At 54.8% G+C, this 15,414-nt stretch carries 14 protein-coding genes; 11 read left to right on the plus strand and 3 right to left on the minus strand.

From position 1 onward, the window contains the following. Positions 1-355: 355 nt before the first annotated feature. The 4 genes from ACT3RW_RS05900 (at position 356) to ACT3RW_RS05915 (ending at position 4,577) form a co-directional block, all read left to right on the plus strand. Positions 356-1,678: a hemolysin family protein gene (locus ACT3RW_RS05900; protein WP_444613128.1), complete on the plus strand. Its 1,323-nt coding sequence runs from the start codon at positions 356-358 to the stop codon at positions 1,676-1,678. Next, positions 1,671-2,744 (plus strand): hemolysin family protein, encoded by a 1,074-nt coding sequence (locus tag ACT3RW_RS05905; protein WP_444613129.1) that lies wholly within the window; start codon positions 1,671-1,673, stop codon positions 2,742-2,744. The genes ACT3RW_RS05900 and ACT3RW_RS05905 overlap by 8 nt, the downstream gene beginning before the upstream one ends. A 130-nt stretch (positions 2,745-2,874) precedes the next feature. Beyond that, positions 2,875-3,708, plus strand: a complete 834-nt coding sequence (locus ACT3RW_RS05910; protein ID WP_444613130.1) for a metal ABC transporter ATP-binding protein — start codon at positions 2,875-2,877, stop codon at positions 3,706-3,708. 8 nt (positions 3,709-3,716) lie between these two features. Then, complete coding sequence (locus ACT3RW_RS05915) at positions 3,717-4,577, plus strand: metal ABC transporter permease (protein ID WP_262198025.1); 861 nt, start codon at positions 3,717-3,719, stop codon at positions 4,575-4,577. 84 nt (positions 4,578-4,661) lie between these two features. Here ACT3RW_RS05915 and ACT3RW_RS05920 read toward each other — a convergent pair whose 3' ends face one another. Then, on the minus strand, positions 4,662-5,069 hold the full coding sequence (locus ACT3RW_RS05920; RefSeq protein WP_131087842.1) for a Fur family transcriptional regulator: 408 nt from the start codon (positions 5,067-5,069) through the stop codon (positions 4,662-4,664). A gap of 152 nt (positions 5,070-5,221) precedes the next feature. On the opposite strand from ACT3RW_RS05920, the gene ACT3RW_RS05925 reads away from it, so the two are divergent. From ACT3RW_RS05925 to ACT3RW_RS05940, 4 genes are read left to right on the plus strand one after another with little or no spacing between them, the layout of a single operon-like run. Further along, positions 5,222-5,917 (plus strand): MBL fold metallo-hydrolase, encoded by a 696-nt coding sequence (locus ACT3RW_RS05925; protein ID WP_444613131.1) that lies wholly within the window; start codon positions 5,222-5,224, stop codon positions 5,915-5,917. Positions 5,918-5,922: 5 nt separating this feature from the next. After that, positions 5,923-6,759 (plus strand): sulfurtransferase, encoded by an 837-nt coding sequence (locus ACT3RW_RS05930; protein WP_444613132.1) that lies wholly within the window; start codon positions 5,923-5,925, stop codon positions 6,757-6,759. A 27-nt stretch (positions 6,760-6,786) separates the two neighbouring features. Then, a complete protein-coding gene (locus ACT3RW_RS05935; protein ID WP_262198022.1) occupies positions 6,787-7,215 on the plus strand; it encodes an HIT family protein in 429 nt (142 codons plus the stop codon). Between the two features lie 4 nt (positions 7,216-7,219). Next, positions 7,220-7,600, plus strand: a complete 381-nt coding sequence (locus tag ACT3RW_RS05940) for a hypothetical protein (protein ID WP_207306494.1) — start codon at positions 7,220-7,222, stop codon at positions 7,598-7,600. A gap of 120 nt (positions 7,601-7,720) precedes the next feature. On the opposite strand, the gene hrpA is transcribed toward ACT3RW_RS05940, so the two are convergent. Beyond that, positions 7,721-11,668: an ATP-dependent RNA helicase HrpA gene (hrpA, locus tag ACT3RW_RS05945; protein ID WP_444613133.1), complete on the minus strand. Its 3,948-nt coding sequence runs from the start codon at positions 11,666-11,668 to the stop codon at positions 7,721-7,723. Positions 11,669-12,067: 399 nt separating this feature from the next. On the opposite strand from hrpA, the gene ACT3RW_RS05950 reads away from it, so the two are divergent. The 3 genes from ACT3RW_RS05950 (at position 12,068) to ACT3RW_RS05960 (ending at position 14,850) form a co-directional block, all read left to right on the plus strand. Continuing rightward, the gene (locus tag ACT3RW_RS05950) at positions 12,068-13,063 is read left to right on the plus strand and encodes an ABC transporter substrate-binding protein (RefSeq protein WP_131087848.1); all 996 of its coding nucleotides are present in this window, start codon (positions 12,068-12,070) and stop codon (positions 13,061-13,063) included. A gap of 85 nt (positions 13,064-13,148) precedes the next feature. Then, a complete protein-coding gene (locus ACT3RW_RS05955) occupies positions 13,149-14,066 on the plus strand; it encodes an ABC transporter permease (protein WP_444613134.1) in 918 nt (305 codons plus the stop codon). Then, complete coding sequence (locus ACT3RW_RS05960) at positions 14,059-14,850, plus strand: ABC transporter ATP-binding protein (protein WP_131087850.1); 792 nt, start codon at positions 14,059-14,061, stop codon at positions 14,848-14,850. Before ACT3RW_RS05955 ends, ACT3RW_RS05960 begins: the two co-directional genes overlap by 8 nt. A 60-nt stretch (positions 14,851-14,910) precedes the next feature. Here the strand turns inward: ACT3RW_RS05960 and ACT3RW_RS05965 are convergent, their stop codons facing one another. Continuing rightward, entirely contained in the window at positions 14,911-15,405 is a 495-nt protein-coding gene (locus ACT3RW_RS05965; RefSeq protein ID WP_444613135.1) for a GNAT family N-acetyltransferase, read from the minus strand. Between the last annotated feature and the right edge of the window lie 9 nt (positions 15,406-15,414).

Below are 15,414 nucleotides of genomic sequence, written 5' to 3' on the forward strand. Positions count from 1 at the left end.
CTTCGGCTCACAAGATTTCTAGACCTGCGCACCAGTCTAGTTACTTTTACGGCCGCTTGGCCACGGCACGTATGTAATCTCACGAAAGTGTCGTGTATAACAGTCCGTTTAGCGTCATTGCGCTACCGTTGAACGTCACAAAATCGATGTGGTGCACAAAAGGTCATCGTTCGATAGACTAAAAAGCACTATGGAATCACACTCTCCAAGCCGGCGTGCCGCCCACGGGCGCAGTGCCGGCCAACACAGTTCATGTTCAGCAGGTTCTGGCTCGCGATTGGAGCCTTCTAGTTGCCGCCTGATCGGCACCGAACCTCTTACTTTGATGTCAACGAACAGGTGGCGGTAACCACCCATGGATTGGCTCTACATTCTTTTTGGCCTGCTACTTATTCTTGGCACAGGCTTTTTCGTGGCGGTGGAATTCTCACTTGTCGCGCTCGATAAAAGTACGGTGCAAAATGCCGTTGATCGCGGGGAAGCTGGCGCAAAGCCGCTCCTGCAATGCTTAACTTCACTGTCCACCCAGCTTTCTAGCTGCCAGTTGGGCATTACCCTGACCACTTTGCTCACTGGTTATGTTCTTGAACCGGCTATCAGCGCCCTGCTGGAGCCACTGTTGGAAAACTTGGGTGTCCCGGAGGCCAGCTCGGTAGCAGTTACCGTCATCGTGGCCCTTGTTCTGGCAACCTTGCTCTCAATGCTGATTGGTGAATTAGTTCCAAAGAACATGGCTATCGCTCAGGCAATGCGGGTCGGAAAGTTGCTGGCTCGCCCGCAGCTAGTTTTTACCGCGATCTTCAAGCCCGCCATCATGGTGCTTAACGGTTTTTCCAACGCAATCCTGCATCGCTTCTTCGGACTAGAGGCCAAGGAAGAAATTTCCGCAGCCCGTTCGTCGCAAGAATTGGCTTCGCTGGTGAGACGTTCAGCTCAGTTGGGAACCTTGGACGTGCAGACCGCGCGTTTTGTGGAATCCACTATTGAGTTCTCAGAGCGCACCGCAGCTGATGTGATGACTCCACGTACTTCGATGTCCACCATAGATTCGCAGGCCCCACTTTCGGAACTGATCGAAGTCAGCGCCGATACCGGTTTCTCACGATTCCCGGTCATTGAGGGATCCAGTGACGAGATCCAGGGCATCTGCCACGTGAAGGCTGTTGTCTCGGTGCCTCGCGAACGCCGGGCAGCATTGCAGGTGGGTGAATTCGCCCGCGATGCACTCTACGTTCCTGAGACCATCCACCTTGACGTGCTTCTTGAACAACTGCGTGCAGCTGAATTCCAGATCGCCATCGTTATGGATGAATACGGTGGAACCGCCGGTCTGGTCACCCTTGAGGACTTGGTCGAAGAAATCGTCGGTGAAGTATCTGACGAACACGATGAGGACGAAGAGGAAGCAATCACGCAGCCCAACGGCAGCTGGTTGTTCCCCGGAATGTTCCGCCCCGATCAGGTTAATGAAAGCTTTGACCACGAGGTAATCCCCGAAGAGTCTTCCTACGAAACCATTGGTGGATTCATGCTCGCTGAGTTGGGCCGCCTGGCAGAACTCGACGATCAGGCGGTGACCGAGCACGGTACGTTTACCGTCACCGAATTGGAAGGTCGTCGTATCGCCCAGGTGAAGTTCGAACCATCGGCACCGGAATCGGAGGCCGACGATGCATGATTTTATGGGTCTAATCTGGCTCGTTGTCTTGTTGCTGGGTAACGCTTTTTTTGTTGCTGGCGAATTCGCGGTAATGAGCGCGCGTCGTTCACAGATCGAGCCGTTGGCGGACGAAGGCAACAAGCGCGCCAAGCTCGCGTTGTACGCCATGGAGCACGTTTCGGTGATGCTCGCGGTCTGCCAGTTGGGCATTACCGTGTGCTCGCTGCTGATCTTGAACATCTCTGAGCCAGCTATTCACCACCTGCTTGCTGAACCGATGGTCCATTTGGGTATGGCTGAGTCGGCAGCGGATACCGTGGCGTTCCTTGTTGCTCTGGTCTTGGTGACCTTCTTGCACGTGACTTTTGGTGAGATGGTGCCAAAGAACATTTCGGTGTCTGTGGCAGATAAGGCAGTGATGCTGCTGGCCATGCCATTGGTGGGACTTTCAAAGGTACTCAAGCCAATCACTTCGATGCTCAACGGCATGGCAAATATTGTCCTGCACGTCTTTGGTATTGAGCCGAAGGATGAAGTGACCAGCTCATACACCGCTGATGAAGTGCGTTCGATCATCGACACCTCTTCAGAAGAGGGCACGCTGGACGAAGACAATGCCATGCGTCTGACCAAGGCCTTGGAATTTTCCTCGGTCACCGCACGTAGTTGCATGGTTCCCATCGATGATTTGTTCACCCTTGAATGGGGACAGACCACCGCACGTGAATTTGAGAAGAAGGTTGGTAAGACCGGCTTCTCGCGCATGCTGATCACGAAGAACGAGATCCCGGTGGGTTACTGGCACGTCAAGGATGTCATGCTCATTGACGACGCTCACTCAACTCAGCCATTGATTGATTTGCCACTGCACCCCTTGGGTCAGCTGAGTCAGGACACTGAGATTGAAGCGGCCCTGGAAGAGATGCGTCAAGAAGGCAACCACCTGTCGGTGGTTGTTGATGCTTCGGGTTCGGCCATTGGCGTGGTGTTCTTGGAGGACGTGATCGAGGTGCTGGTCGGCGAAATTACCGACACCACCCGAAAGCGCGCCTCGCTACCTCGTGGTGAGCGCCAAGGAAACTAGGCGAAGCTCACTTGGTGAGTGCGTATTGCGAATGAATCGCAACTGGTAGGATTAACTGCGGTGCCCATCATGGGTGCCGCAGTTTTTCGTCGCGGCTGTTCCGCAAACCGTGCAGTTTAGAAAGTATTCCATGTCATCTAGCCCGATCGTCCGTTTTCAAGACGCACGCTTGGCCTACGGGTCCCGAGTGCTTTGGGATGAACTTAATCTTTCCATCGATAAAGGTGAGTTCCTTGCAGTCTTGGGGCCTAACGGCTCAGGCAAGACCAGCTTCATCAACACCATGCTCGGAACAACCTCGCTGAATCGTGGCTCGGTATCGATCGCGGGAGAAGCCGTGCGTCGAGGATCAGCAACTGTCGGATTGATTCCACAGCAGCGGCCCTTTGGCGATAACGTTCCATTGCGTGCCAGGGATCTTGTGGCCCTTGGACTAGATGGTTCTAAGCTAGGCATCCGAATTGGCCGCAACTCGGTGCGCAAACAGGTCGATCAACTGTTGGACATGGTCGGAGCCAGCGGATACGCCAATCGTGCGGTGTCAGATCTTTCTGGCGGCGAACAGCAGCGGCTTCGTGCAGCCCAGGCCTTGGCTGGTAACCCGGCAGTGCTGCTGTGCGATGAACCGTTGCTGTCCCTGGACTTACACCATCAGCAGGCCATCAGTGAAGTCATTCACCGCCAGGCCGTTGAACGCAATAGTGCGGTAATTTTTGTCACTCACGAGATCAACCCGATCCTGCCGTACGTTGACCGAGTTCTGTACTTGGCACAGGGCAAGTTCCACTTGGGGACCGTAGATGAGGTCATGCAGACTTCGGTGCTCACCGAGCTCTATGGTGCACCGGTTGAAGTGCTGCGAGTGAATGGACGCATTGTGGTGGTTGCCGGTGACGGCGCTGGACCGCTACCTGCCGATGGGCATGATCACGCACATGATATTGAACTTGAGACCGGGAAGTAGGGCTAACTGTGAACTTTTCCGATTTCATCGACAAGGCATTTAACTTTGACGACTACGCCCTACTCTTGCCCCTAGTGTCCAACTCACTGATCGCCGGAGCGGTTCTGGGCGTTGTGGGCGGACTGATTGGCATCTTCATCATGATGCGCGATATGGCCTTCGCTGTGCACGGCATTGCTGAACTGTCCTTTGCTGGCGCGGCCTTTGCGCTGCTCATTGGCGCCGATGTGGTCACTGGCTCGGTACTCGGCTCACTCATTGCCGCGTTGATCCTTGGATTCCTAGGCACCAGAGCACGAGACAGAAATTCAATTACCGGTGTCCTGATGCCATTTGGTTTGGGACTGGGCATCTTGTTCCTGTCTCTCTATGAGGGCAGAAGCGCAAATAAATTCGGCCTGCTGACCGGCCAGATTGTTGCTGTGGACGATGTTCAGCTCAACGGCATGCTGATACTTTCACTGGTCGTAGTGCTTGCGCTGATTCTGATCTGGCGCCCACTAACCTTCGCTTCGGTGGACCCGGTCGTGGCTAATGCCCGAGGCGTACGCACCTCCGGGCTGTCGATTATCTTCATGGTGATTTTGGCACTTGCCGTTGCGGTGACTATTCAGGTTGTCGGCGCACTGCTGGTCCTAGCCTTGCTGATTACACCGGCCGCTGCCGCGATGAGGGTGACATCCAATCCGGTACTGACCGTAGTGCTCTCGATTGCGTTTGCAGAACTTGCCGTTGTTGGTGGCATCTTGCTGGCCCTAGCCGGTTCGCTACCAATCAGCCCTTACGTCACCACGATTTCATTCTTGATTTACGTGATCTGCCGAAGCATTGAATACGTTCGTTCACCGCGCAGACGTCACCAGGTATAGAACTGCCGACATGACAATCGCCCCAGATCATTGATCTGGGGCGATTGTCATGTTCACAGAGATTTTGAATTCCAACTTCGGTGATTAGCTACTGGCTTTAGCGCGACATTCGGCGCACACACCATAGATTTCAACGGTGTGTTCAGGCTCAGAAAAATCGTGTTCGGCTGCGACTCGCGCGGCCCAGCGTTCTACCGACGGGGCCTGTACTTCTACGGTCTTAGAGCAAGAGCGGCAGACCAAGTGATGGTGGTGGGTGTCGGTGATGCACTGACGGAAACGTGCTTCGCCGTCACCGCTACGCAGGACGTCGACCAAGCCGTCATCTGCCATGGACTGCAACAGGCGGTAGACGGTGGCCAGCGAAACCTTCTTCTCGGAATCCTGCAACCAACGGTGCAGCTGCTGTGCGGTGGCGAAATCATTGATCTCGCCTAGTGCCTGCGCTACAGCTAGTCGCTGCTTGGTAATCCGGGTTTCTGGCTGGGACATCGACGTGCACCATTCCTTGACTTCGTTGCGGACAGGAAACAGCTCATTTAACTGCGCAGTTCACCTGTACTGTCACTCAATTTTAGCCAACTTTTCTGGATGATGCGTGTCAGGCGCTGGCACGGGCGGGGCGTGGAGCCTACGCTAAAGACATGCGCATCAAAACCAGAGGCCATTCCTGTATTGAACTGAGCACCGTAGACGGTTCGCTGCTGCTTGATCCTGGAAGTTTTTCGGAACTGACTGGGGCTTTCGAAGACAAGCACGCAGTGCTGATCACCCACGAGCATGCGGACCATGCGGATCTCGAAGCTATCGTCCAAGCACTGAGTTCTAATCCGGTGTTGGAGGTCTACGCGCCAGCGGCGTTGGCTAAGAGCCTGAAGGAAAAACTACCGGCCGCCACCATTGCCCAGGTGCACCCCGTGTGCGCTGGAGCCGACTTCATTGTCGGCGGGATTCGTGTGCGCGCAGTAGGCGGCACCCACGCGACGATCCACCAATCCATCGACTTGGTTGCCAACGTCGGATACGTGCTGGGGGATAAGGCAGTTGGTCAACCGATAGTTTTCCACCCCGGAGACAGCTACCAAGTTCCCGTGGGCGTGCCAGTAGATTTACTGCTACTGCCGGTGATGGCACCGTGGGGCAAGATGTCTGAAGCTGCTGACTTTGCTACGGCAACCAAGGCCACAACGTGGGCGCCAATCCACGACGGGTTGCTCAACGAGATCGGCGTGGGCTTGTTCGACCGTCAGTTGGGCACCATTGCTGAGCGTTCCGGCAGCACCTATCAGCGACTAGAGCAGGGCACCGAATATAAGGTCGAGGAACTGTTAGCAAGGTAGTGCATATGAATCCTTTGATTTCCGCCAATGAACTCACAGCCTTGCTTCAGGGCGAGGCCTCTCCCGTGCTCTTAGACGTGCGCTGGGTGCTTGGAAAGAACGACGGCGCACAGCAGTACGCTGCCGGTCATATTCCGGGTGCCGTCTTTGTGGATCTGGAAACGCAATTATCAGGCACTGTCGGTGAGCATACCGGACGTCACCCGCTACCACTGCCTGCAGATTTTGAAGCTGCCGCGCGCAGTTGGGGCATCAACCCAGACAGTCGCGTCGTGGCCTACGACGATTCTGGTGCCCTCGCCGCAGCCCGCGCTTGGTGGTTGTTACGCCATGCAGGATTTGAAAACGTTCAGGTACTTGATGGCGGACTGGAGGCTTGGAAGCAAGCCGATGGCCCGATCTCGGATGGCATCGAAGAAGCAGCACCCGGGACGGTGATGCTCTCCTGGGGCAGAATGCCGGTAGTCGAGTTCGGCGAATTGGAATCCCTAACTGGAGTGCTAATCGATTCGCGCGCTACCGCCCGCTATCTGGGGATCGAAGAGCCGATTGACCCGGTGGCCGGACACATTCCCGGCGCCTTGAACCGGCCGACCACCGACAACTTGGACGCCCAGGCGCGCTTCCACACACCCGAACATCTGCAAGCAAGCTTTACCAAGCTCGGAGCGCAGCAGCCCGGTTCTGCAGCCTATTGTGGCTCCGGCATCACCGCCGCGCATCAGGTGCTCGCTGCAGCCAGCGCAGGCATTGAACTGGGCTTATACCCGGGTAGCTGGTCCGAATATTGCTCATACCCGCAAGCGCCAGTGGCCACGAGCGACGAAAAGCATCGCAACTAAAAATACTGCAGCTAGAGAAAGGCAGCAATGAGTACGCTGTTCAGCAAGATTATTGAAGGTCAGATCCCAGGCCGTTTCGTCTGGAAAGACGAAAAATGCGTTGCCTTCTTATCTATCGGCCCACTGACCGACGGACACGCACTGGTAGTGCCACGTGAGGAAGTCGATGAATTCACGGATGCTTCTGAAGAATTAGTCACCCATCTGACCTTGGTGGCGAGAAAAATCGGACAGACCCAGAAGCGCGTATTTGGTGCGCAGCGTGCCGGACTGATGATTGCAGGCTTTGAAGTTCCTCATCTACATGTGCATGTCTGGCCAACCAATTCGCTGGCTGATTTTGATCTGTCTAATGCGACGGAGAACCCAGACCCAGTGGCCTTGGATAAAAACGCTCAGCTCTTGCGCGATGGCTTGGTTCAGGACGGCCACAGCGAATTTGTCCCAGAGGCCTAAAACCTTGCTGTACCTGCGCTACCAGTCTGTGTCGCCTAACCATCGCGGCGTAAATCTAGGAATTTTTGCCCTCGTCAATTCGCTCGGCCGCGGCGGTGAGCTCAGCGAAGAAGAGCACGTCATTTGGCGTGCGGGCAATGATTGGTATGACGCAGCCTATCCAAACCCAAGCAGCACTGACCCCGAAATTTATGATCATGAGCTCAATCCCGGGGCAGTGGCTTGGTTTAAGGACAGTGCACACCACCTGCTGGAGCGCGTCGAGCCGTATCTCAAGTTGCTCGACGCGCACCAGATCGGTTGGGAGAAACTACAGTCAAAGTCTCCTGGCACGGTCATCTACGAGGACGACGTGCAAATCATCGTCGTTCCACCAGCCAGATAGTTAGCCTTGGACCTGCGTGGTTGGGCGTTCAGAACCGATATGGCGCGCCAACATGATGTCCAGTACCCCGCGGCATCTGACTCGGGATTCGTCCCGCTCCAAACTTTGTAACGAGTATGGCTAAAGCTCAGCGAGCCCATCCTTCATTGCTTTACGGATGCGCTTTTCACTGACCGAATACGCAGTGCCCAGTTCTTGGGCAAAGAGCGAAATGCGCATTTCTTCCAGCATCCATTTCACCTGGCCCAAAGTCGCAGGAACACGTGCGCCCTGTGGAACCTTACCCAGAGCAGTATCGTACTCATCTTCCAGTTTTTGGATGGTCACCAATGCCTGTGAATCACGGGTGACCGCTCCACCGCGCAACTTCTCCAAACGCACTTCAATGCCTTGTACATAACGCGGTAGGCGCATGAGGTTCGCGGCACCGGTGGCAGCAATGAATCCCGGATAAATCAACTGCTCAAGCTGCGAACGGATATCGGTGACTGCAGCAAACATCGCCAATGACTTTGTGCTCTTTAGATCCTTGTTGATCCGGGTCGAAGATCCAAAGACCTTAGCCACCACTCCGGTGATGGTGAAGACGGTGTCAATCTGCTCGGCACGCACAGATTCGAAGAGTGCTTCAAAACTAGCTCGGTTCATCGGAAGCGTGGCCGGAACCAACTGATCCACGGCGGCCATGGTGCAGTCAGCAATTAACTTGTCGATGGATCCGTGCGGATTCTGCGTGAACACCAGCTTTTCCGCATTTTTCAGGTGCGAGATGACAAACTTTGCCGCCGACGGCAAACGCAACATCAGCAGTCGAATGACACCACCACGATGCGCAGCATCGCGTTCAGTCTCGCTACGGAAGACGGTGAGATCTACGGCCGACCCGGTGTCGTTCAGTCCGGGGAAGGCAGTGATCTCTTGGCCCATAACCGTGGTGGTGACCTTAGCTGGCAAAGTATCGCCTAGGGTATCGCCAGCAGCCTCTAGCTCAGGCCAATGGTCAAGACCTTGCTGGTCCCAAGCTCCCTGAGTTGGTGCGGCCGAGGCCTTGGCACCCTTCTTGTTCGACTTGTTCGACTTGTTCGAAGGTGATGCCACCGATGCGCCAGGTTTGCCCGGCTTATTGACTCCACTAGCCAGCGCTGCGCGGTTGGCAGCCGCAAACTTGTATTGCAGGGCGGCCAGATCATCACCCTGACCCAATACCTTGCCGGAGGCATCCGTGACAGTGAAACCGAAGCGCAAGTGCGCTGGCAATGCAGCAAAATCAAAGACCGAAGGTTCAACCACCATGCCGCGCAATCGACGCAAGACCAGCGCCAGTGATTCCGCCAGATCATCAGTAGCTGGATCAAAGTCTTGATCCAGCATGTTTAGAGCTTTACCTGCAACATCCGGGGCCGGAACGAAGTTTTTACGTATGGCCTTCGGCATGGAACGGATCAGCGCAGTAATCAGCTCGTGACGCAGGCCTGGAATGAGCCAAGCGAAGCGAGCAGGGTCCAGCTGATTCAAGAACACCACAGGAACGGTAAGCGAAACGCCGTCGCCTTCACCTGCACTGGCGGCCGGATTGTATTCGTAGCTCAGGGGCAGGTGAATATTGCCCAGTTGCCACGTGGTGGGGAAGTTACTTTCATCGAGTTCTTCACCGTCGGCCAACAAAGCTTCGGGGTCAAAGTCCAAAAGCGTTGGGTCAGTTGCCCGTGCATTTTTCCACCAACGGTCAAAATGACGCTCAGAATAAACTTCGGAGCCCACCCGCGCATCATAGAAAGTGAATAGATCTTCATCAGAGATGCGCAGATCATGACGGCGCATACGTGTCTCAAGCTCTTCAACTTCTTCAAGCAGAGCCCGGTTCTTGGCAAAGAACTTATGGTGGGTACGCCAATCTCCCTCAACCAGCGCGTGACGAATAAATAGTTCGCGCGCCAGAATCGGGTCAACCCGCCAGTAGTGGAACTGACGGCGGGGGATGATTGGCAGGCCAAAGAGCGTGACCTTTTCATATCCCATGACAGAGCCGGTGCGCTTAGACCAATGCGGTTCCGAGTGCGTTCGCTTAAGCAGATGCGGCGCGAGTTCTTCCACCCATTCGGGGGAGATGGCTGCGTTCATTCGCGCCCATAGGCGTGAGGTCTCCACGAGCTCGGCGGACATGACCCAGGTTGGCGACTTCTTAAAAAGTCCGGAGCCAGGGAAGATGGCAAAGCGAGTGCCACGCGCACCGAGATAATCTCGTTTGCGCTCATCGTACATACCGATATGTCCAAGCAAACCAGCCAGTAGTGACTTGTGAACTTGGTCTTCGTTGGCAGCCGGGTCAATCGGGGCAGCCGCTACGGTGATGCCCAACGGCTTAGCAAGCTGACGCAACTGTGTGAACAAGTCTTGCCATTCACGCACGCGCAGGTAGTTGATGTGCTCTGTCTTGCACATGCGGCGGAAGGCCGAGGAAGAGAGTTCCTTCTGCTGTTCTTGCAGGTATGCCCAGAGATTAAGCAAGGCAATGAAGTCAGACTTCTCATCGGTGAATCGTTTGTGTAGCTCGGCAGCTCTTTCGCGCATGCCGGTATCTTCACTTGGACGCTCTCGTGGGTCCTGGATGCTCAGACCTGCGGCGAGCACCATGACTTCCTTAGCCACTGCGCGGTCCGCAGACTCGACGATCATTCGTCCCAGACGTACGTCTAGTGGCAGCTGGGACAGCTTGCGACCAATCGGGGTGAGCTTGGCGGACTTGTTGGATTCCAACGCACCAAGTTCGCGCAGCAGGTTCACACCATCGGTGATGGCCTTTGCTTCGGGAGGCTGAACGAAGGGGAACTTTCCCACCTCGGTGGCTGACGCAACTACGCCCATGGAAATCATCTGCAAGATGACGCTCGCTAGGTTGGTGCGCAGGATTTCCGGGTCGGTGAACTCGGGGCGAGCTTCGAAGTCTGATTCCGCGTATAGGCGGATGGCGATGCCCTCGGAGACACGACCACAACGGCCCGAACGCTGATTGGCGCTGGCCTGCGAAACGCGTTCGATAGGTAGACGTTGCACCTTGGTGCGATGCGAGTATCGCGAGATGCGGGCGGTGCCAGTATCGATCACGTACTTGATGCCTGGCACGGTGAGTGAAGTTTCAGCCACGTTGGTAGCCAAGATCAGGCGTGGTGCACTGCCCGGGTGGAAGACTCGGTGCTGCTCAGCAAGTGAGAGGCGAGCAAAAAGCGGCAATACTTCATAACGAGGCAGGCGCTTATTGGCGGTGACCATTGCTCGCAACGCCTCAGCCGCATCGCGAATTTCTCGTTCACCGGAGAAGAAGATCAGGATGTCGCCTGGTGCTTCTCGGCTTAGTTCCTTAACCGCATCGGTGACTGCATCGAGGGGATCGCGTTCTTCCTCTAATGAATTTTCATCATCTGACTCATCGTCAAGGGCTGCTTCAGCCTGCAATGGGCGGTAGCGCAGTTCAACGGGGAAGGTACGTCCGGAGACTTCCAGAATCGGTGCTGGTTCAATCTCGCCTGAGGGTAACGTCTTACCAAAGTGCTCGGCAAAACGTTGAGGGTCGATCGTAGCCGAGGTGATGATGATCTTCAGATCAGGGCGCTTTGGCATGATCTGCTTGAGGTAACCGAGTAGGAAGTCAATATTCAGGCTGCGCTCGTGAGCCTCATCGATGATGATCGCAGAGTATTTTTTCAGCAAACGGTCACGCTGAATTTCGGCAAGCAAAATACCGTCGGTCATGACTTTTAGCTTGGTATTGCGCGAGACCTCACCGGTGAAGCGCACATGGAAACCGACTTCGTCACCGATTTCGGTTCCCATTTCCTCGGCAATTCGTTCAGCCACGGTGCGCGCGGCAAGACGACGAGGCTGGGTGTGCCCAATCATGCCCTTTTCGGCCAGGCCGAGTTCAATGAGCATCTTGGGCAGCTGGGTGGTCTTTCCTGAACCGGTTTCACCGGCTATCACTACCACCTGATTTTCGCGCACTGCTTTGAGGATGTCTGCGCGACGGGCTGAGACCGGGAGGGCTTCTGGATACGTAATGCTAAGCGCCATGATGTTTCTATTCTATTCGCGTAGCGCCCAATCCACTTGCCGCCGAGCCGAGGGCGAAATTTGTGGCCTAATCCGGTCCAAGGATGTGTGAAAGAGGTTAGTCAAATTTTCTGTCCGTCTAGGCAAACGTCGACATCTTGTGGAGACAAAATACAAAACGTACCAATTTCGTCTCACTACTCGGAAATTGTGCCCATAAAGTTCAATATCAAGATTAAAACGTCTCTCGATGGCCCTATCCGGTGACTAAGGTGAGGTCGTTCACATGTAAGATCTAGGGTATTCATCGATGTGGTGTTGGGACGGTTCCCGGATGCATTTCACAAGTGGTCTTGCAGCCCAACTACCAACTGCATTGATGACATCACTCGCACTATGGGGACTTTGAAGGGGATTTCAATGAAGAGCTTCACAGCTATGAAATTTGCAGCAGTAGCTGCAGCTAGCGCACTTGCGTTGACCGCTTGCGGCGGTAGCAACGGATCGAGCGACAAGGCTGCAAGTGACGAGCCAGTAAAGATCGGCATCGCACAGTACGTTACGCACCCATCCTTGGATGCTGTCGTCACCGGATTCAAAAAGGGCATGGAGAGCGCCGGCTACACCGGTGACAAGATCTCCTACGACGAGAACAACGCGGAAGCTGATCAGGCTACCAATACCTCGATTGCTGGCAAGCTTGCTGCGGACTCGGATATTGATTTGGTGTTGGCAGTTGCCACCCCGTCAGCCCAGGCAGTAGCCCAGACCATCACCAAGGTTCCAGTTCTGTTCTCAGCTGTCACTGACCCTGTGAGCGCGAAGCTCGTCGGATCCAATGAAGCACCAGGTGCCAATGTCACCGGCACCTCGGACTTGAACCCAGTTGATGAGCAGCTTGCTTTGCTCAAGGAACTGAAACCAGATGCTAAGAAGGTCGGCATCGTTTACTCCTCGGGCGAAGTGAACTCGGAAGTTCAGGTCAAGCTGGCTGAAGAAGCTGCTAAAGATTTGGGCCTGACCATCGAAAAGTCTGCGATTTCAACTTCTAGTGAAGTACAGCAGGCAGCAGGATCGTTGGACGTAGACGCTTACTACGTTCCGACCGACAACGCTGTGGTTTCTGCACTTGAAGGTCTGATCCAGACCGCTGACAAGAAGAAGATTCCAGTTATTGCCGCTGACGGCGACTCGGTTAAGCGTGGTGCTACCGCAACCTACGGCATTAACTACGAGAAGCTCGGCGAGCAGACCGCTGCCATGGCGGTCAAAGTACTCAAGGGCGAAGCCGAACCAGCAAGCCTGCCGGTAGAGACCATCTCAAAGGTTGACCTGTACCTCAATGAGAAAGCCGCAAAGAACTCCGGCATCGAATTCTCCGAGGACATGAAGTCAAAGGCCGTCGAAGTCTACTAAACCCTGCATCACAAGCGACGTAAGGCGAGGCGCATGATCTGATGCCTCGCCTTTCGTTGTGACAATACAACTCAAGGATCCCCACATGATCACAGCGGTTGAACTCGGCCTGATTTACGCCATCATGGCGCTCGGCGTGTATCTGACCTTCCGTATCCTAGATTTTCCAGACCTGACAGTCGACGGTAGCTTCACCACCGGAGCCTCTGTCGCCTCGGTGAGCATTGTCAGCGGCGTGAACCCGTGGCTCGCTACGGCACTGGCCTTTATCGCTGGCCTAGTTGCCGGCACCATCACAGGTCTACTGCATACCAAGGGAAAAATTGACGGCTTGTTGGCCGGTATTTTGACCATGATTGCTTTGTATTCCATCAACTTACGCATCATGGGTAAAGCAAATACACCGTTGCTTGGTGAAGAAACTCTGTTTAGCCCCCTGCGCAAAGCGGGATTATTGGGTACTGGGACATCGATTGCGATTCTCTTCGTTCTCTGTCTTGTATTTGTTGCTGCCATTGTGTGGTTCCTGCACACCGAAGTGGGAATGGCCATGCGTGCCACCGGCGATAATCAGGAAATGATTCGTTCCTTCGGTGTCAGTACCGATACTCAGAAGATTCTGGGCCTTGCCCTTTCCAACGGCCTTGTGGCCCTTTCCGGTGCGGTGATTGCTCAGTACCAGGGCTTCGCTGACGTAGGCATGGGTATCGGTTTGATTCTGATTGGCTTGGCTTCGGTCATCGTTGGCCAAGCGATTTTCACCCAGCGTTACATCTGGCTGGCTGCATTGGCAGTCGTATTCGGCGCAGTGATTTACCGTCTGGTGATTCAGCTGGCTTTGTCTGCGGGCCTGGAAGTCAACGACATGAAGCTGATTTCAGCAGTGCTCGTTGTCGTGGCGTTGTTGCTGCCTAAATGGAAGGGGTTCCAGAAAATAGTGAAGACCTTCAAGCGCTCGCCGGCTACCGTAACTGGCAAGGAAGAGGTTCGCACCAATGCTTAATATCCAGAACCTATCGCGTACGTTCTTCCCCGGAACCGTCAATGAACGTAAAGCTCTGCGCAACATCAATCTGGAACTGACCGACGGCGAATTTGTCACCGTCATTGGTTCCAACGGCGCAGGCAAATCTACAGTGCTCAATATGGTGGCCGGCAAACTTCAGCCGGACGCAGGCTCGGTGAGCATCGCCGGAAAGAACGTCACCAAGCTAGCGGACTACAGTCGAGCAAAGTACATCGGCCGCGTATTCCAAGATCCAATGGCTGGCACTGCTCCAGCCATGACCATTGAAGAGAATATGGCCTTGGCCTACGCCCGTGGCCGTTTCCGTGGATTGGGTTTGGGCGTTGGAGCCAAGCGACGTGAGCTATTTGTCGAGGAACTCAAGAGCCTGGAACTAGGCCTCGAGAAGCGCCTGAAGACCAAGGTTGGATTGCTCTCGGGAGGTCAGCGTCAGGCATTGAGCCTGTTGATGGCTACGTTCTCAAAGCCAAAGATCCTGTTGCTGGATGAGCACACCGCAGCGCTTGACCCGCAGCGTGCAGCTCTTGTATCTCGCTTGACCAAGGAAATCGTTGAACGGCATCAGCTGACGACGCTGATGGTCACACACAACATGGAACAAGCACTGCAATTGGGAACACGACTGATCATGATGCATGACGGGCAGATCATCTTGGACTTGAATCAAGAAGAAAAGTCGCAAATGACTGTTAAGGGATTGCTCGGTGAATTTGAAAAGATCAAGGGCGCTCAGCTCGATGATCGCACCATGCTGCAATAAAAACTGAGAACAACAGTTCAGGCTCCGCATACCCTAATGGTTGGCGGAGCCTGAACTGGTTTAAGTCGAAGTTTTCTCCAACAGGCACTCGACTCGTCCCGAACTCTGATCAACGAGTTCTTGGCCTGTCTGCTGGTAGCCGCAAGACAGATAAACCTGCATGGCGCGGGAATTCTCGGCTATGACCCATAAACGGATGTGGTGGAAGCCTGCTCTGAGCGCGTAGCGGTCTACTTCACCCAACATCTGACGTGCAACGCCACGGCCCCAGAATTCTGGCGAGACTGCGACATAGTAAATTTCCAGATAGTCATCGTGCGGAGCGCAGAGGGTAAAACCTGCAGGCTCATCAGCGAGCGTAGCCAAGACGAGCCGGGAGCTAGGAAGGGCTAAACGACGTTGGACGCCAGCGAGAGCTTGCGCGCCATCTTTGGGCAGTGGCTGGTGATCGCGCTGGGCGGCAGCGCGAGCCCAGATGATTGCAGCCTGGGCAACAGACTTTTGATCTTCAGGCTTCACTACTGCGAAAGTTATTGACGGACTTTTGGCATCCATAGTCTTAGC

Source organism: Glutamicibacter sp. AOP5-A2-18 (genome assembly GCF_052446055.1).
Taxonomy (GTDB): Bacteria; Actinomycetota; Actinomycetes; order Actinomycetales; family Micrococcaceae; genus Glutamicibacter.

Bases quoted from the DNA above. Each gene is read 5' to 3' on its own strand.
- ACT3RW_RS05905 (WP_444613129.1), top strand. From the start codon at position 1,671: ATGCATGATTTTATGGGTCTAATCTGGCTCGTTGTCTTGTTGCTGGGT.
- ACT3RW_RS05930 (WP_444613132.1), top strand. From the start codon at position 5,923: ATGAATCCTTTGATTTCCGCCAATGAACTCACAGCCTTGCTTCAGGGC.
- ACT3RW_RS05920 (WP_131087842.1), bottom strand. From the start codon at position 5,069: ATGTCCCAGCCAGAAACCCGGATTACCAAGCAGCGACTAGCTGTAGCG.
- hrpA (WP_444613133.1), bottom strand. From the start codon at position 11,668: ATGGCGCTTAGCATTACGTATCCAGAAGCCCTCCCGGTCTCAGCCCGT.
- ACT3RW_RS05900 (WP_444613128.1), top strand. From the start codon at position 356: ATGGATTGGCTCTACATTCTTTTTGGCCTGCTACTTATTCTTGGCACA.
- ACT3RW_RS05960 (WP_131087850.1), top strand. From the start codon at position 14,059: ATGCTTAATATCCAGAACCTATCGCGTACGTTCTTCCCCGGAACCGTC.
- ACT3RW_RS05935 (WP_262198022.1), top strand. From the start codon at position 6,787: ATGAGTACGCTGTTCAGCAAGATTATTGAAGGTCAGATCCCAGGCCGT.
- ACT3RW_RS05965 (WP_444613135.1), bottom strand. From the start codon at position 15,405: ATGGATGCCAAAAGTCCGTCAATAACTTTCGCAGTAGTGAAGCCTGAA.
- ACT3RW_RS05925 (WP_444613131.1), top strand. From the start codon at position 5,222: ATGCGCATCAAAACCAGAGGCCATTCCTGTATTGAACTGAGCACCGTA.
- ACT3RW_RS05950 (WP_131087848.1), top strand. From the start codon at position 12,068: ATGAAGAGCTTCACAGCTATGAAATTTGCAGCAGTAGCTGCAGCTAGC.
- ACT3RW_RS05955 (WP_444613134.1), top strand. From the start codon at position 13,149: ATGATCACAGCGGTTGAACTCGGCCTGATTTACGCCATCATGGCGCTC.
- ACT3RW_RS05910 (WP_444613130.1), top strand. From the start codon at position 2,875: ATGTCATCTAGCCCGATCGTCCGTTTTCAAGACGCACGCTTGGCCTAC.